This window comes from Aquimarina sp. ERC-38 (assembly GCF_026222555.1).
In the GTDB taxonomy this organism is placed as follows: Bacteria; Bacteroidota; Bacteroidia; order Flavobacteriales; family Flavobacteriaceae; genus Aquimarina.
The window spans coordinates 3,540,599-3,561,217 of sequence record NZ_CP098511.1 but is presented as its reverse complement, the minus strand read 5'-3'; the positions used below and the strand labels follow the sequence as shown (position 1 = coordinate 3,561,217).

Below are 20,619 nucleotides of genomic sequence, written 5' to 3'. Positions count from 1 at the left end.
TATCTAATATTTATAATTATTAACGTCTGGTTAAAAAATATAATAAATTATAAAGCGTAGTAAAATGTGGCAATTCCAAACTTTAAAGTATTTAGAAGTTGCTTTTTTGCTTTTTAAAAGTAATTTGTTTTTTCGACATAGATAATTTTATAATAGTGATTTTCAGAATTATAATAATTAGTCTTGATTCTTATTTCTAGAAGCGATAGGAATCTGCCCGTTCGCAGGCAGGTCTTGAAAAACTTTACCGGACACTAATGATTAATAAAGTAAGCTATTATTATATACTAAAGGCTGCACCTTTTTAGCAACAGGCTTTACAAAACCTCTTTCCAATACTTCTAAATGATGTAGGTTATGAATATCAGACCCAGCAAAATCATACATGTCATCTTCCAATAATTTCATTGCTGTTTTTTGAACCCCTTCACCGTAAAATCCTTTAACCGATAATAGGTTTAGTTGAAAGAAAAATCCGGAATCTTTTAAATCAGCATATTTCGAATAGTCATCAAAATAAAAACTGTATCGCTCCGGATGTGCTAAAATAGGTGTATATTCAGAGACTTTAATATCAAAAAGTTGTTCCTTTAAGTTGATAGGAGGATTAAAAGTTGACATTTCCACCAATAAATAGTCACCTGTAATCAACAGTACATCTTTATCAACTAAACGAGTATGAAACAATTCATCAAGCATGTATTCTGCGGCAGCGTGAAAACTCATAATAATACCTGCTTCTTTAATAGCATGTTCAACTTCTTTTTGCTTTTCTTTAATTAAAGTGGTAGTATTTGGATACATATCCTTCATTACATGAGGAGTAGTAATAATTTTTTTAACTCCTATTCTTTCCATTTCTTTTATTAATAAAAGCGAAGCGTCTAAAGACTTAGCACCATCATCAATACCAGGTAGTAAATGAGAATGGAAATCTAAATAATCACCAGGTAAAATTTCTTTAAAAGGAATGTTTTTATTTTTTGAAAAGAACAATTGCGTTAATATTAGAATTAAGTGTGACTAAAGTAAGAAATAACTCATTTACAATTTACTTTAATACATGAAAATATGTTCGTCATACCTTAAAGGTGCTATAAATCCTAATTTTCGGTAAATCTATAACAACCAAGATGGATCCTAAAAAGGCATCCTGCCCGGTATACCCAAGCAGGATGTTTAATTAGGTGTATTGCAACGTACGTATATACTACTATTAATTAGCAGTAATATCGCCAGAACCTAATACTTTTGTGTCTTTAGTAATTGGGTTTCCTTTAAAGTCGATATCACCGGATCCGGTTACTCTTCCTTTTATAGATTCGGTTGCAGTTACAGCAATGTCACCAGAACCAGTAACAGAGGCTTCTACATTTTTGGCAGTTACCCCATAGGCAGATATATCACCCGATCCCGTAACACTACACTCAAAAGCAGTAGCTTCTCCTTTTAAAAGAACGTCACCGCTTCCCGTAACTTTACTTTTCAAATTAGTTGCTTGTAAGTTAATAGCAATATCTCCTGAGCCTGAAACTACAATATCCAAATCATCCGCTATAACTGTGTCTTCTCCCTCAATATCACCAGAACCAGATAGATATATACCATCTAGGTCAGAAAACGGAACACTAACTACAATAGTTTCACCAAATGAGGTGCTTAATGAATATCCGTTTTTACTGTGAATGATTAATTTGTCACCTTCTACTTCCGTTACAATATACTCTAATAAATTACTTTCTCCGGTAATAGTCAGGTTTCCCTCAGTACCTTTTATTAGTTTAACATCCCAACTCCCTTTTAAATGTATTTTATCGTAATCTGAAGTTTTTCTGTCTATAGTTACTTTGTTGTTATTACCTTTAATTTTATTTTTACTTCCCCTCCATTGTGCCTGGGCACCTAAAGTAAAAATACTGACTAATAAAGTAAGAAAAATTTGTTTTTTCATGTTGTTTGTTTTAATTGATTAGTAAATTATTAAGATGTACTAAGATGACGAACATTTGATATTTTTGTTACATACATTTATAAAATACTTTAGAACATGGCATAACAATTGAAATATAAAAAGGAAGTAATCTAGTTACTTGATAAAAATAATTGATATTGGCCAATTGTTGATTACTAATAAGTTAAAAGTTTAAAACTTATAAGTCTAAATGACAATATGGCTAGCTAACCATATATATGAAAAAAACCAAAATACATACTATTGACAGTCTGTCATTAGAAGGGATTGATCAGGATGCAGAACTAATACCTTTAATGACTTCAGAAGATGAAGAAGAAATTGCAAGGGAAGATTTACCTGAAATCATATCCATTTTACCTCTGAAAAACACTGTATTATTTCCTGGTGTTGTTATTCCTATTACTGCAGGAAGAGATACCTCAATACAATTATTAAACGATGCAAATCAAAACGAAAAAGTAGTTGGGGTAGTTTCGCAAAAAGCAGAAGATATTGAAGACCCTACTGCTGACGATATTAATAAAACTGGAGTAGTAGCTAAAATTTTAAGAGTCTTAAAAATGCCCGATGGTAATACTACGGTTATTTTACAAGGAAAGAAAAGATTTCGTATTGAAGAATTTATAGAAGAAAAACCATATTTTAAGGCTAGGATCACTGAAGTTCCTGAAAAACGTCCGGCTAAAAATAATAAGGAATTTTTAACGATTATTGAGTCTATAAAAGACCTTGCTTTACAAATAATTAAGGAAAGTCCTAACATTCCTTCAGAAGCTTCGTTTGCGATAAAGAACATAGAAAGCAGTTCGTTTCTAATCAATTTTGTCTCTTCTAACTTAAATCTTTCGGTCACTGAAAAACAGAAGATTTTAGAAATTAATAAGTTAAAAGAACGCGCATTAGAAGCTTTAAAGTTTATGAATGTTGAATTTCAGAAGCTAGAACTTCGCAATGACATTCAAAGTAAAGTGCAAAATGACATGAGTCAGCAGCAACGCGAGTATTTTTTGCATCAACAAATGAAAACCATTCAGGAAGAACTGGGCGGGGTTTCACATGAAGATGAGATTGAAGAAATGGTACAACGCGGAAAAGAAAAAAAATGGGATGAATCCGTAAAGAAACATTTTGATAAAGAGTTGTCCAAGCTTAGAAGAATGAACCCACAGGTTGCTGAATATTCTATACAACGAAATTACCTGGATCTTTTCCTGGACTTGCCCTGGAACAAGTTTAGTAAAGATAAATTTGATTTAAAACGGGCAAAAAAAATATTGGACCGTGGTCATTATGGTCTGGATGAGGTTAAAAAACGGATTATTGAATATTTGGCAGTATTAAAACTTCGCAACGATATGAAGTCTCCGATACTTTGTCTATTTGGACCTCCAGGAGTAGGGAAAACCTCTCTTGGAAAATCCGTTGCAGAAGCTTTGGGTAGAGAATATGTTAGAATTTCTTTAGGCGGACTTCGGGATGAAGCTGAAATAAGAGGACATCGTAAAACCTATATTGGCGCCATGCCAGGTCGTATTATTCAGAGTCTTAAAAAAGCCGGAACCAGCAACCCTGTTTTTGTTCTGGATGAAATTGATAAATTAGCAACCGGATCACAAGGGGATCCTTCTTCGGCGTTATTGGAAGTTCTGGATCCTGAACAAAATTCTGAGTTCCATGATAATTTTCTGGAAATGGGGTTTGATTTATCTAAGGTCATGTTTATCGCCACTTCTAATAGTATGAATACTATCCAACCTGCTTTACGGGATCGTATGGAAATTATACCAGTCACCGGATATACGATAGAAGAGAAAGTAGAGATAGCTAAACAACATTTACTACCCAAGCAATTAAAAGAACACGGATTAGAATCAGTTCACCTAAAAGTAGGTAAAAAACAATTAGAGAAAATTGTTGAAGGCTATACAAGAGAATCTGGGGTAAGAGGCCTAGAGAAACAAATTGCTAAAATGGTTCGTTATGCCGCGAAGAATATTGCTATGGAAGAAGACTACAACATTAAAATATCAGATAAAGATGTAGTGGAAATATTAGGCATTCCCCGGTTAGAACGGGACAAATACGAAAATAATGAAGTCGCTGGCGTAGTGACAGGACTAGCCTGGACTAGTGTAGGTGGTGATATTCTCTATATCGAATCTATTTTATCGAAGGGAAAAGGTAATTTAAGCATAACCGGAAATCTGGGAAAGGTAATGAAAGAATCTGCAACCATTGCTATGGAATACATTAAGGCAAATTCAGAAGAACTGGGAATTAAACCTGAGATTTTTGAAAAGTATAATGTTCATATTCACGTTCCGGAGGGAGCTACACCTAAAGACGGACCTAGCGCAGGTATTACTATGTTAACTTCTTTAGTTTCCCTATTTACGCAACGAAAAGTAAAAAAGAGTTTGGCAATGACCGGAGAAATTACGTTGCGTGGAAAAGTGCTTCCGGTAGGAGGTATTAAAGAAAAAATATTAGCTGCAAAACGCGCACATATTAATGAAATTTTATTGTGTGAAGATAATAAAAGAGATATCGAAGAGATCAATCAGGATTATTTAAAAGGTTTAACCTTTCATTATGTAAAAGAAATGAGTGATGTTTTGTCTATTGCACTTACAAAAACTAAAGTGAAAAATGCTAAAAAATTATCGTAGCTTATTGTTATCATATTTAGATTTACGATTTGAATACTTCTACGTAATACAGATAAAAGGATAGTTCCGTTTCTATTTTAAAGAGTTAACGTTATTTCTTCTTAAAATTTTTAAGAAGAAATAACGTTTAACATAGAGTTTCTGTTATTTTTGTTCTCTATGATGCGTAGGTGTTTACTTATTCTATTTTTATTATTTGTTTTTAAAGCAACTTCACAAATAGGAGGCAGGTATACCTATCAATTTTTAAACCTTGTTTCATCACCGCATCAATCCGCCCTAGGAGGTAAATATGTAACAGGATTTAACGCAGACCCTAGTTCTGCTTTACAAAATCCCGCAACGATCAATGAATTAATGGATAATCAGTTGGCAGTAAATTACGTCAATTATATTGCAGATGTCAATTACGGATCAGTTGCGTATGCTAAAAGTTTTGGAGCTAAAAATCTAATGTTACATGCTGGGGTTACTTATATCAATTATGGTACGTTCAGTGGTTTTGATGAAGTTGGAAACCCTACCAGCGATTTTGGTGCAAATGAAGCAGCTATCTCTTTTGGATATGCATATCGTATTCCTAATTCAGATTTTTATACGGGAGCTAATTTGAAGTTTATATCTTCAAAATTAGAGCAATACACTTCTATTGGAGGTGCTTTGGACGTCGGATTTATGTATCATAATGAAACCTCAAAATTTGATGTAGGACTTGCCATACGTAATGCTGGTACACAATTTACCACATATGATTCCGTACGCGAAGATTTACCATTAGCGGTGGATTTAGGTTTTGCAAAAACTTTAGAAAATGTTCCGATTCGATGGAATTTTACTTTAGAAAATTTACAGACCTGGGATATCGCTTTTAATAACCCAAACAGAGATATTACTGATCTGGAAGGAAATATTGACAGAGACGATCCCGGTTTTATAAATAATGCTTTACGCCATGTAGTTTTAGGCTTAGAATTTTTTCCTGAGAATAATTTTACCATTAGGGCAGGGTATAACTTCAGAAGATCTGAAGAACTAAAGATTATAGATCAACGATCTTTTGCCGGTTTGAGCGCAGGACTTTCTCTTAAATTAGGTAAATTTAAATTTGCTTATTCTTATGCACGTTATAATAACGCTGCTGCTTCCAGTACCTTTGGTATTAATGTAAATTTATTATAGTTGAAAGAAAAAAAAATTGTTGTTGCCATTGACGGATATTCTTCTACAGGTAAAAGTACGGTAGCAAAACAATTAGCCAAAAAACTCGAGTATATTTATGTCGATACTGGTGCCATGTATCGAGCGGTAACCCTTTATACGATGCGTCAAAATTGGATTTCGCAAAATAGTTTTGATCAGGAAGCTCTTGAACAAGCCTTGGTCTCAATTCGTATTCGTTTTGAAATAAATCCTTCTATTGGCTTAGCTGATATTCTTTTAAATGATGAGAATGTAGAAAAATATATAAGAAAACTGGAAGTATCACAACATGTCAGCCAGGTCGCTGCTATAAGTGCCGTCCGAAAAAAATTAGTGGCTTTACAAAAGGAAATGGGCAAAGAACGAGGGGTAGTTATGGACGGTAGGGATATTGGTACGGTAGTTTTTCCGGACGCCGAACTTAAAATTTTTATGACTGCAACCCCTGAAGATCGTGCCCAACGTCGATTTAAAGAAATGAAAGAACGAGGAGATGTAGTTGAATATAAAGATGTGCTGGAAAATGTAAAACAAAGAGATCATATTGATAGTACCCGTAAAGACTCTCCCTTACAAAAAGCTAAAGATGCTATAGAAATTGATAATTCATCTATGTCCCTTGAAGAGCAATTTCAATGTATCCTACAACTAGCAAAAGAAAAAATTACTGAAATTTCAGGATGATTTTAAACTAAAAGCAAATCTTCATACAGAACAAACGAGACCCCAAAGGTTTCTAAAACCTTTGGTACACCTGATCTAACCAAGATTAAAGGTGTTTCTACCATACCCTTGCTATCTAGAAGTTTATTTAGCGCATCTAACTAGCATGCCGTAAACCTCCGATTAAGTCGAGTTGATTTTTCAGATAAATTTACTACCGAAAACAATAGTAGATTGCTATAGAATACGACAAGACCTCAAAGGTTCCCAAAACCTTTGGGGTCTGATTTCAATTAAAAGCTAAAGCATTTTTTATAATACTCTTACCACTTAGAAGCATTTTTTATACATCCACCTAAATACTATAAACTTTCGGTTGAAGTATGTTATTTTTTGATAAGTTCACTATAGGGAAAGATAGTAGGTTGCTATTTAAAACGAACAAAACCCCAAAGGTTTCTAAAACCTTTGGGGTTTAATTTCCATCTAAAAATAAAGTATCTTTTACGATACTCTCATCAATTCACAGGTGTAAATTTAAACACCAGTCAGAATTGAACTTCTTTCTTCGGATTATAAATTTGGAATTACTAATTCCTGTCCCGGATGGATTACATCAGGATTGTCCAGTTTATCTTTATTAGCTTCAAAAATTTTGTTGTATTTCATTGGATCTTTATAGTAATGCTTAGCAATTTTACTTAAAGACTCTCCTTTTTCAACCGTATGATGTGTGTAGACAGAAGTATCTTCCACTTTAATATCTGCCATAATATCATCAGGATTTTCGCCCCCGATCTGTTTAATCTTATCCCAAAGCAAATCTTTATCATATTGGGTTTTAGCTGTACCACGTACTTCTAATTTATCCCCTTCCACCTTTACATCTCCGTCTTTAATATTTAATTTCTCACCCAACTCCAAAACGGGTTGGTACTTGTCTTTTACCATGATTTAATTAATTTTAGTTAGTATTCGATATTCTCAAATATAAAAGTATGAACTATAAAACTAAAATTGCAAGCGTTAATTTAATGCCAATATGTTAAAATTGATCTTTAACGATTGATAAAACTCTGAAATTTTAGCTAAAAAACATAGAAAAGGTTACTACAACCTCTTCATACAACTACCTTTTATATTATAAGAATAACAAAATAAAATTATGAATTTTGCGAGTAGGATTTATATCTTCGGGTTAAACTTATGTAGGTGTTTAGACAACGTTATTACTATTTAATCAAAGTACAATATCTGGGTTTTCGGTTTCATGGATGGCAGAAACAACCCGAAGTAAATACAGTACAGCGTATGGTAGAACGTACACTTGCTTATGTATTACAGCATAAAAATTTTAAAGTATTGGCTGCCGGAAGAACCGATGCAAAGGTTTCTGCAAATGAAGCATTTATCGAACTATTTTTGGATCATCAGCCTATTGAGACTGCTTCTTTTTTATCAGAATTTAATCAGAATTTACCGCAGGATATTAAAGCTTTATCAATAGAAGAAGTGGATAAAAACTTCAATATAATTCAGCATCCCAAACAAAAGGAATATATCTATCTGTTTACGTTTGGAACTAAAATGCACCCGTTTGCAGCACCTTTTATGTACAATATACCGGAGGAATTGAATATTGAAGCGATGAAAAAATGTGCCCGGCTCTTTGAAGGCACTCATAATTTCAGATCTTATTGTCATCGTCCGAATCCTAAAACCGTACTTACCGGAACCATTGATTATTGTAGAATAATGGAAAATACCGAATATATTGCCAATTTTTTTCCGGAGAAAAGTTATTTGCTGAAGATCGTAGGAACCGGTTTTAAACGTAATCAGATTCGGTTAATGATGGGAGCTTTAATTGATGTAGGAAAAGGTAAAAGGGATGAAACTTTTATCCGTAAAACTTTGGATACATCCGAAGAAGAAATTATCTTAGAACATATTGTACCCGGTTCGGGTCTTATTTTAAATCGAATTACACTAATTAGTTCAGAAGATGAAAGTTAAATCCGTAAATATTGGTAGTCCTACCACAGTTTCCTGGAAAGCTAAAGAAGTTACAACCGGTATTTATAAATATCCGGTTGATAAAGAGATATATCTGGATAAAGAAGATGTAGCTGGTGATTCGGTAATTGATCGTAGGTATCATGGGGGAGTAGATAAAGCTTGTTATCTTTATAGCGCAGATCACTACGCATATTGGCAAGGTCTTTATCCGTATCTGGAGTGGAACTACGGTATGTTTGGAGAGAATATTACCTTAGAAGGGTTAAAAGAAGAAAACCTATTTCTTGGTGATATTTATCAACTGGGACAGGCTAAAGTTCAAATCACCCAACCTCGTGAGCCTTGCTTCAAACTAGGAATCCGTTTTGGTACACAAAAAGTTTTAAAGCAGTTTCTAAATAAAACTTTCTGCGGAAGTTACCTGAAAGTTATAGAACCGGGAGCAGTTATAAAAGGGGATACCATGCAGCTACTAGAAGGTGGGAACAGCCCTCTAAGTATTGCAGAGTTGTATAAATTATTCTTTTTTCCTGAGGTTCTAAAAGAAGATCTGGAGAATGCGCTAGGCGAAACTTTATTAACCGGTCATAATAGAGAAAACTTACAAAACCGACTGAAGATTTTAACTTAATTAGTTTCTTTTTGATCTAAAACAATCAGAGCCATACGTATAGTATTATAATCCATTGTTTCTTCAAAATAATCAAAATATACTTTAAGTTTATCCGGATTTTTTAGTTCTTCCCTGGCTTTTTCAATAGCTTTTAAGGAAGAAGCATCAATAAAAGCAGTTAAGTCAAGTTTGTGACCAGCTTCTGATAATTTAAAGAGATGTCCGTAAATAGTACTCAACGCTAATCCTCGTTCTGTACTGATTTCTTCTGGAGTTTTTCCTTGATTTAAAAGGTCGAGGGTTAGTTTATAAGAATCACCACTAGCAAGCCTCTTTTTAGTTTTAGTTCTTTTTTCTGAAGAAAAGGCTAAAATCTCTTTGATAAATTGATGCCCGTATTTTTGCATTTTAGCTCGACCAACACCATTTACCTGTAAAAATTCATCGTCTGTTAACGGCCTGGATTTCTCTATATCTTTTAAAGTAGCATCACTAAAGATCTGATAGGCAGGAATGTCGTTTTTTTGTGCAATAGATAATCGTAGTTTTCGTAGTCTTTGGAATAAGGTATCTTCTTGAATTGTTTTTGCTGCTTTCTTTAGCGTTTCTTTTTGCTTTTCAATAGCTTTTAAATTAGCAAGACGTACTTTTTCTCCTTCAAATAATACTTTTTTGGCTCTAGGTGTAATCTTAAGTTTATTATTGAGATGAAAAGCAATTTCAACAAATCCCTGATTAATTAACTGAATGATGTATTGTTGCCAATCCTGCCAGGAAAGATCCCTGCCAATTCCGTAGGTTTTTAACTGCTGGTAGTTATTATCCAGTACCGTAGCATTCTGTGCCCCTCGTAATACATCAATAAGCGTCCCGATGGGTTCTTCTTCTCCTAAGCGTATAATACAGGATAATGCTTTTTGTGCTACTATAGTTCCGTCAATAAATTCAGGTGGATTTTTACAAACATCGCAATGTCCACAATCTTTCTCGATATGTTCCCCAAAATAGCTAAGTAAAATTTTCCTGCGGCAACTTAAAGATTCTGCATACTGCTTCATCCGTTCTAGTTTGGCTAATTGCACCTCCTGGTTTCCGGACATGTCTGCAAACCTCTGTAACTGTACAACATCTGCATAACTATGAAAGAGTAAGGTAGCAGAAGGAAGCCCATCCCTACCAGCCCGACCGATTTCCTGGTAATAGCCTTCCATGTTTTTAGGTAAGTTATAATGAATCACCCAGCGGACATTAGATTTATCAATCCCCATCCCAAAGGCAATGGTAGCACAAACAATAGCGATCCGGTCGTTAATAAAATCTTCCTGTACTTTTTCCCGTCTGTCATGTGGTAACCCGGCGTGATAGGCTTCAGCTAAAAATCCTTTTGCCTTTAACTTATCCCGTAGCATCTCCGTATTCTTCCGACTTAAGCAATAGATGATCCCACTTTCCTCAGGTTTTGAATTGATAAAATTTAAAATTTGTTCAACCCGCTTGATACCGGGGCGAACTTCCAAAAAAAGGTTTTTTCGGTTAAAAGAAGCAAGGAAAAGTTCTGCATGCGGAATGTTCAGTTGCTGGCAAATATCCGTACGGGTAGCTTTATCTGCAGTTGCGGTTAACGCTACGATTGGTACTTCCGGAAATTTATTCTTTAAGTAACCTAGTTGTGTATATGCTGGTCTGAAATCATGTCCCCAGGCCGAAATACAATGCGCCTCATCAATAGCAATCATTGAAATTTCTAATTGTGATATAACGGTATCAATTACCGATAAACTTTCGGGAGCTATATATAATAACTTTGTGTTCTTGGCAAGTAACTCGTTAAAAATTGATTGATGTTCTGTTTGGGATTGACTACTATTTAAATAAGCTGCTTCTACGCCGTTAGCTTTTAAACCGTCTACCTGGTCTTTCATCAAGGCAATGAGTGGCGAGATCACAAGGGTAGTTCCAGGTAAAAGTAGTGCAGGTAGTTGATAACATAAAGATTTACCTCCTCCGGTAGGCATGACTACCATCTGATCTTTTTTATCAAATATACCCTGGATGATTTCACTTTGTAATGGCCTGAACTGGTCGTAACCAAAATATTCTTTTAAGGTGGAGAGCTTTTCCTTTTCTGTAATCATTGCTCTAACTAAATCTCTAGTTAATTAAAAATATCCGAACTTAGATAGCGGTCTCCCCGGTCACAAACAATGGCAACTAGTACACCGGAATCCAATTTTTCTGCTAGTTTTAAAGCTGCTGTAACGGCACCGCCACTGCTCATACCTGAAAATATACCTTCATCTCGAGCCAGTCTTTTTGCCATAGCGATGGCTTCTTCTTCGTTTACTTCAATTACCTGATCTACTTTTTTAGGGTTAAAAATTTTTGGCAAATAAGCTTCCGGCCATTTTCGAATCCCCGGGATACTGGCTTCATCTGTAGGTTGAACGCCTACAATTTGAATGGCTTCAGATTGTTCTTTTAAATAAGTAGAAGTACCCATGATGGTACCTGTGGTTCCCATTGAAGATACAAAATGAGTGATTTTATGATCGGTATCTCTCCAGATTTCCGGCCCTGTGGTTTTATAATGTGCTCTCCAGTTATCGTCATTGGCGAACTGATTTAGCATGATATATCCTTCTTGATCTACTTTATCCTGTGCATAATCTCTTGCCCCTTCAATACCTTTATTTTTAGAAGTCAAAGTAACTTTAGCTCCGTAAGCCCGCATGGTTTTTACCCTTTCGATAGTGGCATTTTCAGGCATGACCAATTCTATGTTTATTTTAAATACCCCGGCAATCATAGCTAGAGCAATACCCGTATTTCCACTAGTGGCTTCAATTAATTTAGAATCCTGATTAATATCCCCTCGTTCCAGACCAGACTTGATCATATTATAAGCTGCCCGGTCCTTAACACTTCCTCCCGGATTATGTCCTTCCAGTTTTAAATACAGCTTAATATTAGGATTGGATAGTAGCGTTTTTGCCTCGACTAAAGGGGTATTGCCTATGAGTTCGACTAGTTCGTATGGCATTAAATTACCTTTTTGATTTTAACTTCAGTAGTATAAGAAATAATAGAATTTGCAGGTACCGAACTGGTAATCCAGGCATTTCCGCCCACCGTACAATTTTCACCGATAACCGTGGAACCTCCTAAGATGGTGGCATTTGCATAAATAGTAACATTACTTTCTACGGTGGGATGTCTCTTTACACTACGTAATTTTCGATCTACGTAAAGTCCGCCAAGGGTAACTCCCTGGTATATTTTTACATTATCTTTTATAATTGCAGTCTCTCCAATAACAATACCTGTAGCGTGATCTATAAAAAAGGATTCTCCGATCTCCGCCCCGGGATTAATATCAGCACCACTTAAGCGATGTGCATATTCTGTCATAAGCCGGGGAACTAAGGGTAACCCGAACTTTAATAGTTCATGAGCGAGCCGGTAGATGGCAATAGCATAAAATCCGGGATATGCCAGGTAAATTTCTTCAATAGAATTTGCTGAAGGATCACTGTTTATAAAAGCATTGGCATCTTTTGTCAATTTTTTTAAAATTGTAGGTAGTTGAATAAGATAGGACTCCCATACTTTTGCACAAGGTTTATCACTTTCCCAACAGGCCAGGTCTACCAGTTCTTCAAAAATTTCTTCTAAAAGGGCAATATTCTTTTCAACTTCGGTTTCAGAATCAAATAGCGTATAGAAAAGAAGACTGGTAAAAACTTCTGTCTTTTCTTTTAGAACTAGTTTTAGGTTTGGGTTTTTCTTTTGAAGTTCTATTTCCCTGATAATTTCCTGTATTTTTTTTGCCATGATTTCTATAGAGTAGGAGCTTTATTGGTCAAACTACTGGTAAAAATAGATAAATTATAGATAATATAGGTTGAGCTTCAGCTAAATTGCCTATATCTAAACAATAAATTGGTTATATGTGTTTTCTAAAGCTTACATCATATAAGTATTTTACAATTTTAAAGGTATTGAAGGTTACAGGCAATTCTTTTCATTTTTTAGAAATTTAAGTACCTTCGGATAAAATAACGTATGACATCTGTAGCGCTATCCAACCTGGAATTCCTAAAAGATTTAAAAGAAAACAATACCCGGGAGTGGATGCAACTTTATAAACCACGGTATCAGGAAAATGAAAAAATATTTAAAACCCTTTGTCAGCAAGTTGAAGAAGCTTTAAATAAAAGTGATACGATTGAAAAACTAAAAATTTTTAGAATCAACCGTGATGTACGTTTTAGTAAAAATAAAACACCTTATAATGTGCATCGTAGTGCCAGTTTTAGTAGGGCAGGAGCACAACTACGCGGAGGTTATTATTTGCGTATCGAACCTGGAAATTCTTTAATGGGTGGTGGTTTTTTTAATCCGGAACCAGCAGACTTACTACGAATCAGAAAAGAATTTGAAATGGACGATCAGGAAATTCGAGCAATTTTGAATGATAAAAAATTTAAAAAGGCTTTTGGTGGATTTAATACAGAACATGAAGTAAAAACGGCACCCAAAGGTTTTTCTAAAGAACATCCCGCAATTGACTTAATCAGAAAAAAAGCATTTTTTGTAACTAAATCCTATACGGATGAGGAAGTTACAAATGCAGATTTTTTAGATCAGTTAATTTCGGACTACCAACTATTACGACCGTTTTTTGACTACATGAGTGATGTGCTAACCACAGACCTTAACGGAGAATCTCTGCTTTAATTTAAAACTGATTCTTCTATACTAAAAACAGAAAACTCCAAAAGAGAATTCTAATTAGAATAATCCTTTGGAGTTTCTTTACTAACCAAATTTAGTTAGCTTAATTTAGTAGTTGTTATTCTTTTACCAGGTTAATTTCAACTCTTCGGTTTTGAGCTCTTCCTACCTTTGTTTTGTTAGAAGCAATCGGGCGGTCTTCACCAAATCCAATTGCTGAAAGCCTAAATTGATCAATTCCTTTGTCAATTAAATAGGTTTTTACGGCATTTGCGCGAGCATCCGATAATTTTTGGTTTGTAATATTACTACCAGAACTATCCGTATGACCTTCAATACTAAATTTTGCCGTAGGATACTCATTTAAAATAGCCACAATATCCTGTAAAACAGCGTCGGATTCTTCTTTAATGGATGATTTTCCTAAGTTAAAAAGTATCGTTTTAGCATACTCGTTCAAAGTATTCTGAATTTCTTCAGTTACTTCAGGACATCCATTATTTACTACAGTTCCTACTACATCAGGACATTGATCATCTTTATCAGCAACTCCGTCATTATCAGTATCTGACCACGGGCAACCGTTATTTTCTTGAGGTCCTGCTACTTCCGGACAAGCATCGTCTTTATCTAGTAATCCGTCTTCATCAGTATCTGGCCAAGGGCAACCTTTATTTTCTTCTGGTCCAGGTACTTCCGGACACGTATCATCTTTATCCAATAAACCGTCATTATCATTATCAGGCCATGGACACCCAAAGTTTGCAGCAGGTCCAGGTTGTAGCGGACATTCATCTACTTTATCTTTAATACCATCCCCATCCTGATCTTTTACCTTTCTATGGTAAATAGGTACTTTTAAGCCAAAATAAAAATCTATTGCATTTACATTATCAGATATTAACGAAGAGATAATAGATCCTGAACCTAAGTATAAAGGACCAGCTCTAAAGCCTGTTCCTGCTTGAAAACCAGAATATTGAAGTACGCTTAAAGGCACCTGAAAAGTAAACCACTTTCTCTCAAAACGAGGTGTAAGAGTTACAATATTAGTAATCCTATTGGCATTAAGCTTAGATTTGGAAGTTAAGGATAAATCAGCGTTTAAGTTTACATAAAACTTATGGTTAATATTCCAATCTCCATTGACATGTAATGCTGTTGGCAGAACTGAATTTTCAGATGCACCATCATCAATAACGGTATAGAAGTCGTTTAAAGCTTCCTCAATGTTTTCAGCGTTATCATATTCTTCCTCGGTAATTGAACCGTTGATATTATAGGTAGTTTGGGTACCTCCGTCAAAGTTGATACTCCCCAGATCGGTAAGGGACATCCCAAATTTTAGTTTGTATTTATTAACATTACGGTCCCACACTGTTTCTCCTTCTTTATTTTTTATTTGATACTCTTTATAATCAGGTCGCCATTCATAAACCAGTCCCAAATCAGCACCAAACCCAGTTGCACTTTCAGCAACTTCAAAATCATCGAATTCATCATCACTATTAGATCCGTAAGTTACTGTTCCGGTAGTTTCAATAGTACCGGATGTTTGTCCTCCAGGTAGGGCGGTACCATCTGCATCATAATCCAATGTCACATTTTCACCTAAGGTATAAAAGTTTGCAATACCTTGGATATATTTTAAAGTAAGTCCACCTTTTAAAAAGTGCGTTTGTTTGTCCATTAAAACCCTTCCGTAGGTTAAGCCTATCTCGGCCCAGGCAGTTCCGGTAACAAAAAAGTCACCTTCGTTAACCATAAAATCATCTTGATCGTCAAAATCTTCAATCAGACTTTCATAGGTTTGTCCGCTAATATCATTAACATTGTAAAGGACTCTTCCGCGAGTGGTTAATGCAATACTATTCTTGGCATTAATATTAAACATAAAAGAAGGTCCTAATATATCTGCATTACCAAAAAGGTTGTTGCTATCGCTTGGATCTAAAAAAGAATCATCAGCAAAATCCGTATCTGTATCCAGGTCACTTAAACCTACCGAATAAAAATCATTGCCAAAAAGGGAACTGATCCCTACCAGATTTATATCTGTACGAAAACGGGAATCGACCACATTTGCCGGATTACTAATCACTCCATGAACTCCACTATAGTTATCCGTCAATAGACCAATATAGGATTGTGAAGAAGCTGCGATAGTAAACAACAGGAAAATGTTTAATAAACTTGTTTTTTTCATAATTGCTTGATTAGGTTAAAACTTGTGCAAATATATTGTTAAAAATGAATTAAAAAAGGGGAAATGTAATTTTTAAGAGAAAAAGATGTAGAAAAAGTACGATAAACTGTCATTATTTTCGGTTATAATTTGGTTTATAGCTTATATTTATATTTTTATAGGAAATATCTGAACTTTCCGTTAGAGTTTGTAAAGTTACACTACACGAATAATTTATTTTACAGTTTCACGTCTTATTTATGCTTATTAGAGTATGTATTTAAACATTAGTGTCCGGTTAAAATAAATAAAAGTTTACCGAGTAGAGTAAAATAAAGTAATGCCAAACGTTGAACTGTTTAGAGACTGCTTTGTCACTTTTTTAAAAGTAATTGGTTCTTTAATGTAAATATTTATTACCATATGAATTTTCAATACTACAATGATTAGTCTTGATTCTTGTTTCTAGAAGCGATAGCGACCTACCCGTCTACAGGCGGGTGTTGAATTTTTATAGGACATAATGTATTTAAAACGATAAACACTATTTCATAGGAACGAGAAATGCAACATTACCATCTATTTTTACCGAGAAGTAGTAGATAGGAGATGTAATTATAAAAAATAGGTTAGATGAAATAGCAATTGCTATTTTATCTAACCTATTATAGTAAGTTAAAAAAGCTTATAATTATTATACTTGAACCATTCCGCCGTCTACCTGAATTTCATGACCGGTAATATAACTGGCTTCTTCTGAGGCAAGAAATTTCACGGTTTTAGCAATTTCTTCCGGCTTTCCAAAACGGTTCATAGGCACCTGAGATAAGATTTGCTCCGCCATTTGTTGTTGATGTTCATCCGGGACACCTGCTTCGTTAAAGAAATTAGTTTCAATAGGACCAGGGCTAACTGCGTTCACCCGAATCTTTCGGTCTTTAAATTCGTTAGCAAAACTTTTAACTAAATATTGTACAGCACTTTTAGCAGCACCATAAACACTAGCGCCCGGCATCGCCACATCAGTAACTACGCTCGTATTAAAAACAATAGTACCTCCTTCTTTGATCAAGGGAAGTACTTCTTTTACAGTGAAAAACCCACCTTTGACCAATACGTTCATTTGAGAATCAAAAAAATCTTCGGAAGCTTCTTCTATCGGAGAAAATTTTCCAAATCCTGCATTAACAAAAAGTACATCAATAGTATCCGAATATTCTTTAATATGCTTCGATAGCTCTTTTAGATCATCCATAGAACTGGCATCACTCTGAATTCCATGAATGGAACCGCCTAATTCGTTAATGGTTTGATCCAGATTTCCTTTTTTTCGGCTGGTAATCAAAACTTTTGCGCCTTCTGCTAAAAATTCTTTAGCGACTGCTTTACCAATACCACTGGTACCTCCTGTAATTAAAATTGTTTTGTTATTAAATGTTGACATATATAATTTAATTGTTATGGAACGATTGTTCCAAATAGTTATAAAAAATTTTAGTTATTAATTGGAACTAGAATAGTATCTATAATAGCCCGTAGTTCGTTTTCATTTTTATTTAAAATAGAAGTCATTCGAAATCCCTGAATAGCAGAAAGTAGATATAATGCGTATTGGGTAGTTGTTTTTTTATTATTAAAAACTTTTTGTTGAACCCCTTTTTCCAAAATATCTTGCAACATTTTCAACATATTATTCTGATTATTGGTTAAAAAACGCTTTACAGTTGAATTGCAATTTGCCATTTCTGATTTACAGTTTACAATCATACAACCTTTTTTGTCCGGATTTTTTAAAACATCCTGTAAAAGTAATTTAAACAAGAGTCGAAGCATCTCTTTCGGATTTGATACGCTTGTTAATTCCTTTTGTGTTCTGGTAGCATGAAGATTTTCATAATATTTTAAAACTTCCACAAACATCTCTAATTTATTACCAAAGGAATTATAGATACTGGAACGATTTAATCCGGTACTATCTACTAAATCCTGCATGGAAGTACCATTATAACCTTTATCATGAAAAACCTGCATGGCTTTTACAACAATCTCTTCTCTATTAAAGGTTTCGACTTTTGGCATTCTTATTTGAAATGATCGTTTCAAATATAAAAAGAAATAGATGGTTAAGTGTTAGTACTATCTTAAAATATCTTTTTTATAAGTCTAAGTTGATGTGAATAGGTAGAAGTATCTGAATTAAAGATTCCGGTATGATCTAATTGGTCAATACGTACTTTACCATGTGCATGAATAATATGGTTGTTTTTTAAAATAATACCTACATGGATAATTCGGCCTTCTTCATTATCAAAAAAAGCCAAATCTCCGGGTTCGCTTTCCTCAATAAAACTCAATACTTTGCCTTGCGTTGCTTGCTGGGATGCATCCCTTAGCAATGAATGCCCGCACAATAGATATACTATTTGGGTAAATCCGCTACAATCAATACCAAAGGGAGTTCTGCCACCCCATAGGTAAGGAGCATTTAAAAATATCAACGCGATCTCTGTAAGTCTATTTTTTGACTGAATTCCGCTCGCTAATTCTCCATCAAATTGATGTTGCAAGTAACTTAACGCATTTAATTTGGCTCCAAAGGTAAGTGGTATTAATTGTTCTTGCGGATCGGTAGCAAAAGCTATAAAATCGATACATCGTTGATCCGGCTGGTTTTTTATTGCATCAAATTGATCGTTATTTATGAAATTATATTGTTTATTATCTATCCATCCTTCGTACAAATCATGAGTTAGCCGAATCAGACTCCATTTTTCTTCTTTCTGTAGAACTTCAAAACATTCTCCGTAAAGGACTTGCGAGACCATTTCACTAGCATCCCGGGGTTCTCCCCGAAGTGGAACTACAGTAAGCGGACAAATGCCGTATTTCATTGTTTGTTATTAGGTTATTTTGTTAGTTGATTAGGCAAAAGGCACTGGTTTGTGTTATTGAGTTATTGGGTTACTAAGTTATTTTTTATTAGTTGATTAGGCAGAAGGCAAGTAGGCAAAAGTTTTTTTTCATAAGTTACTCAGTTATTTAGTTACTAGGTTATTTTTATTAGTTGACTAGGCAAAAGGCACTAGGGAAAAGTTTTTTTGTTTTAAAGTTATTTGGTTATTATGTTATTTCTAAACTCCCATAAAACCCTTCAACTTCATACTTCATACTTAATTCTTCATACTTTAAACCTTCAACTAAAAATAAAGATCACAAATCTCTTCTCTTTTCTCTATTCATAAAACTCTCTTATTTATCTTCTTTCCTCTCAATTCATAAAACTATCTTCTCTAAATTATAAAAAACACTAACCCCTCTCAATCACCATAGCAGATGCGCCACCACCTCCATTACAAATAGCTGCTGCTCCAATTTTCGCATTATTTTGTTCTAATACGTTAATTAGCGTAATTAAAATTCGAACACCCGAACATCCAAGTGGATGTCCTAATGAAACTGCTCCGCCATTTACGTTCGTATTGCTATCATCTAAGTCTAATAGTTTCATGTTAGCCAATCCCACTACAGCGAATGCTTCGTTAAATTCAAAGTAATCTACTTCTTTTAAACTAATCCCGGCTTTATCAAGGGCTTTAGGTAAAGCTTTAGCAGGAGCTGTCGTAAACCACTTTGGTTCTTGTGCCGCATCTGCATAACTTTTAATCTTAACTAACGGAGTAAGACCTAGTTCTTTAGCTTTATCAGCACTCATAACAACAACTGCACCCGCTCCGTCATTTATAGTAGACGCATTAGCAGCGGTAACCGTCCCATCTTTAGTAAAAGCAGGACGTAGATGTGGAATTTTTTCTAATTTAACATTTTTAAATTCTTCATCTTCTTTTACTTCAATGGGATCTCCTTTTCTTTGTGGTACTGACACCGGAACGACTTCTTTATCAAATTTTCCGGCTTTCCAGGCTTCCGCTGATCTTTTATAAGATTGTATGGCAAAAGCATCCTGATCTTCACGGCTAAAATTGTGTTCGGTAGCACATAGATCCGCGCAGGTACCCATCACATTATGATCATAGGCATCAACCAGGCCATCTTTCTGCATACCATCGATCATTGTTGCAGGTCCGAATTTATGTCCGTTTCTTAGGTGAATATAGTGAGGGATTTGACTCATATTTTCCATTCCGCCAGCAATCACTACTTCCGTATCGCCGTTTGCTATGGATTGTGCTGCAAGGGTAACTGCTTTCATACCACTGGCACATACCTTATTAACAGTAGTACAGGGTACTTCTTTTCCAATTCCCGCTTTTATTGCTGCTTGACGTGCGGGGGCTTGACCATTACCAGCCTGAACCACATTACCCATAAACACTTCATCTATTTCAGTAACATCCAACTGTATTTGGTCAATAGCACCTTTAATAGCAACTGCTCCCAAATCTACGGCAGATACACTGGAAAGGCTTCCTAAAAAACTACCAATTGGTGTCCTGGCAGCCGCTACAATAACAACTTCTTTGGATTTCATTATTTATAATTTTTATTTATGCAATGTAAGGATTTAATTAAAAAAAGTTTGTTTACTAGCATTTCCTTAACG

General features: G+C 34.8%; 17 protein-coding genes. 6 read left to right on the top strand and 11 right to left on the bottom strand.

Annotated elements, in window-relative coordinates:
• Window positions 1-261: 261 nt before the first annotated feature.
• Together NBT05_RS14900 and NBT05_RS14895 are read right to left on the bottom strand one after the other, a co-directional pair.
• A complete protein-coding gene (locus NBT05_RS14900; protein ID WP_265770667.1) occupies window positions 262-996 on the bottom strand; it encodes a tyrosine-protein phosphatase in 735 nt (244 codons plus the stop codon).
• Window positions 997-1,216: 220 nt separating this feature from the next.
• A complete protein-coding gene (locus NBT05_RS14895) occupies window positions 1,217-1,951 on the bottom strand; it encodes a head GIN domain-containing protein (RefSeq protein ID WP_265770666.1) in 735 nt (244 codons plus the stop codon).
• A 239-nt stretch (window positions 1,952-2,190) separates the two neighbouring features.
• On the opposite strand from NBT05_RS14895, the gene lon reads away from it, so the two are divergent.
• The 3 genes from lon to cmk all read left to right on the top strand — a co-directional run bounded on the left by lon (window position 2,191) and on the right by cmk (window position 6,528).
• Entirely contained in the window at window positions 2,191-4,644 is a 2,454-nt protein-coding gene (gene lon / locus NBT05_RS14890) for an endopeptidase La (protein WP_265770665.1), read from the top strand.
• Window positions 4,645-4,803: 159 nt separating this feature from the next.
• A complete protein-coding gene (gene porQ / locus NBT05_RS14885) occupies window positions 4,804-5,823 on the top strand; it encodes a type IX secretion system protein PorQ (protein ID WP_265770664.1) in 1,020 nt (339 codons plus the stop codon).
• On the top strand, window positions 5,824-6,528 hold the full coding sequence (cmk, locus tag NBT05_RS14880) for a (d)CMP kinase (RefSeq protein WP_265770663.1): 705 nt from the start codon (window positions 5,824-5,826) through the stop codon (window positions 6,526-6,528).
• A 552-nt stretch (window positions 6,529-7,080) separates the two neighbouring features.
• Here cmk and NBT05_RS14875 read toward each other — a convergent pair.
• A complete protein-coding gene (locus tag NBT05_RS14875) occupies window positions 7,081-7,458 on the bottom strand; it encodes a LysM peptidoglycan-binding domain-containing protein (RefSeq protein WP_265770662.1) in 378 nt (125 codons plus the stop codon).
• Between the two features lie 261 nt (window positions 7,459-7,719).
• On the opposite strand from NBT05_RS14875, the gene truA reads away from it, so the two are divergent.
• Together truA and NBT05_RS14865 are read left to right on the top strand one after the other, a co-directional pair.
• Window positions 7,720-8,523, top strand: coding sequence for a tRNA pseudouridine(38-40) synthase TruA (gene truA / locus NBT05_RS14870; RefSeq protein ID WP_265770661.1), 804 nt, complete (start codon window positions 7,720-7,722; stop codon window positions 8,521-8,523).
• Entirely contained in the window at window positions 8,513-9,157 is a 645-nt protein-coding gene (locus tag NBT05_RS14865; RefSeq protein ID WP_265770660.1) for an MOSC domain-containing protein, read from the top strand. Before truA ends, NBT05_RS14865 begins: the two co-directional genes overlap by 11 nt.
• Here the strand turns inward: NBT05_RS14865 and recQ are convergent.
• The 3 genes from recQ to epsC are packed head-to-tail and all read right to left on the bottom strand — an operon-like array spanning window position 9,154 to window position 12,970.
• Entirely contained in the window at window positions 9,154-11,274 is a 2,121-nt protein-coding gene (recQ, locus tag NBT05_RS14860) for a DNA helicase RecQ (RefSeq protein WP_265770659.1), read from the bottom strand. The two genes, NBT05_RS14865 and recQ, sit on opposite strands and share 4 nt — an antisense overlap.
• Window positions 11,275-11,294: 20 nt before the next feature.
• Entirely contained in the window at window positions 11,295-12,179 is an 885-nt protein-coding gene (cysM, locus tag NBT05_RS14855; protein ID WP_265770657.1) for a cysteine synthase CysM, read from the bottom strand.
• Window positions 12,179-12,970: a serine O-acetyltransferase EpsC gene (gene epsC / locus NBT05_RS14850; protein ID WP_265770656.1), complete on the bottom strand. Its 792-nt coding sequence runs from the start codon at window positions 12,968-12,970 to the stop codon at window positions 12,179-12,181. Before epsC ends, cysM begins: the two co-directional genes overlap by 1 nt.
• Before the next feature lie 231 nt (window positions 12,971-13,201).
• Here epsC and NBT05_RS14845 point away from each other — a divergent pair, with 231 nt between their 5' ends.
• Window positions 13,202-13,876, top strand: a complete 675-nt coding sequence (locus NBT05_RS14845; protein WP_265770655.1) for a DUF2461 domain-containing protein — start codon at window positions 13,202-13,204, stop codon at window positions 13,874-13,876.
• Window positions 13,877-13,991: 115 nt separating this feature from the next.
• Here NBT05_RS14845 and NBT05_RS14840 read toward each other — a convergent pair whose 3' ends face one another.
• The 5 genes from NBT05_RS14840 to NBT05_RS14820 form a co-directional block, all read right to left on the bottom strand.
• Window positions 13,992-16,079 carry a DUF5723 family protein gene (locus tag NBT05_RS14840; RefSeq protein ID WP_265770654.1) on the bottom strand — a complete coding sequence of 696 codons (2,088 nt, stop codon included), beginning with the start codon at window positions 16,077-16,079 and terminating at the stop codon, window positions 13,992-13,994.
• Between the two features lie 673 nt (window positions 16,080-16,752).
• The gene (locus tag NBT05_RS14835; RefSeq protein ID WP_265770653.1) at window positions 16,753-17,502 is read right to left on the bottom strand and encodes an SDR family oxidoreductase; all 750 of its coding nucleotides are present in this window, start codon (window positions 17,500-17,502) and stop codon (window positions 16,753-16,755) included.
• A 50-nt stretch (window positions 17,503-17,552) separates the two neighbouring features.
• Window positions 17,553-18,137: a TetR/AcrR family transcriptional regulator gene (locus tag NBT05_RS14830; RefSeq protein WP_265770652.1), complete on the bottom strand. Its 585-nt coding sequence runs from the start codon at window positions 18,135-18,137 to the stop codon at window positions 17,553-17,555.
• Between the two features lie 62 nt (window positions 18,138-18,199).
• Complete coding sequence (locus NBT05_RS14825) at window positions 18,200-18,949, bottom strand: C40 family peptidase (RefSeq protein WP_265770651.1); 750 nt, start codon at window positions 18,947-18,949, stop codon at window positions 18,200-18,202.
• A gap of 416 nt (window positions 18,950-19,365) precedes the next feature.
• Complete coding sequence (locus NBT05_RS14820; RefSeq protein ID WP_265770650.1) at window positions 19,366-20,547, bottom strand: acetyl-CoA C-acyltransferase; 1,182 nt, start codon at window positions 20,545-20,547, stop codon at window positions 19,366-19,368.
• Window positions 20,548-20,619: the final 72 nt, after the last annotated feature.

What these genes read in the sequence shown, in the direction of transcription:
- NBT05_RS14895 (WP_265770666.1), bottom strand. Translation starts at nt 1,951, where the DNA reads ATGAAAAAACAAATTTTTCTTACTTTATTAGTCAGTATTTTTACTTTA.
- lon (WP_265770665.1), top strand. Translation starts at nt 2,191, where the DNA reads ATGAAAAAAACCAAAATACATACTATTGACAGTCTGTCATTAGAAGGG.
- porQ (WP_265770664.1), top strand. Translation starts at nt 4,804, where the DNA reads ATGATGCGTAGGTGTTTACTTATTCTATTTTTATTATTTGTTTTTAAA.
- NBT05_RS14875 (WP_265770662.1), bottom strand. Translation starts at nt 7,458, where the DNA reads ATGGTAAAAGACAAGTACCAACCCGTTTTGGAGTTGGGTGAGAAATTA.
- NBT05_RS14865 (WP_265770660.1), top strand. Translation starts at nt 8,513, where the DNA reads ATGAAAGTTAAATCCGTAAATATTGGTAGTCCTACCACAGTTTCCTGG.
- recQ (WP_265770659.1), bottom strand. Translation starts at nt 11,274, where the DNA reads ATGATTACAGAAAAGGAAAAGCTCTCCACCTTAAAAGAATATTTTGGT.
- cysM (WP_265770657.1), bottom strand. Translation starts at nt 12,179, where the DNA reads ATGCCATACGAACTAGTCGAACTCATAGGCAATACCCCTTTAGTCGAG.
- epsC (WP_265770656.1), bottom strand. Translation starts at nt 12,970, where the DNA reads ATGGCAAAAAAAATACAGGAAATTATCAGGGAAATAGAACTTCAAAAG.
- NBT05_RS14845 (WP_265770655.1), top strand. Translation starts at nt 13,202, where the DNA reads ATGACATCTGTAGCGCTATCCAACCTGGAATTCCTAAAAGATTTAAAA.
- NBT05_RS14840 (WP_265770654.1), bottom strand. Translation starts at nt 16,079, where the DNA reads ATGAAAAAAACAAGTTTATTAAACATTTTCCTGTTGTTTACTATCGCA.
- NBT05_RS14835 (WP_265770653.1), bottom strand. Translation starts at nt 17,502, where the DNA reads ATGTCAACATTTAATAACAAAACAATTTTAATTACAGGAGGTACCAGT.
- NBT05_RS14830 (WP_265770652.1), bottom strand. Translation starts at nt 18,137, where the DNA reads ATGCCAAAAGTCGAAACCTTTAATAGAGAAGAGATTGTTGTAAAAGCC.
- NBT05_RS14825 (WP_265770651.1), bottom strand. Translation starts at nt 18,949, where the DNA reads ATGAAATACGGCATTTGTCCGCTTACTGTAGTTCCACTTCGGGGAGAA.
- NBT05_RS14820 (WP_265770650.1), bottom strand. Translation starts at nt 20,547, where the DNA reads ATGAAATCCAAAGAAGTTGTTATTGTAGCGGCTGCCAGGACACCAATT.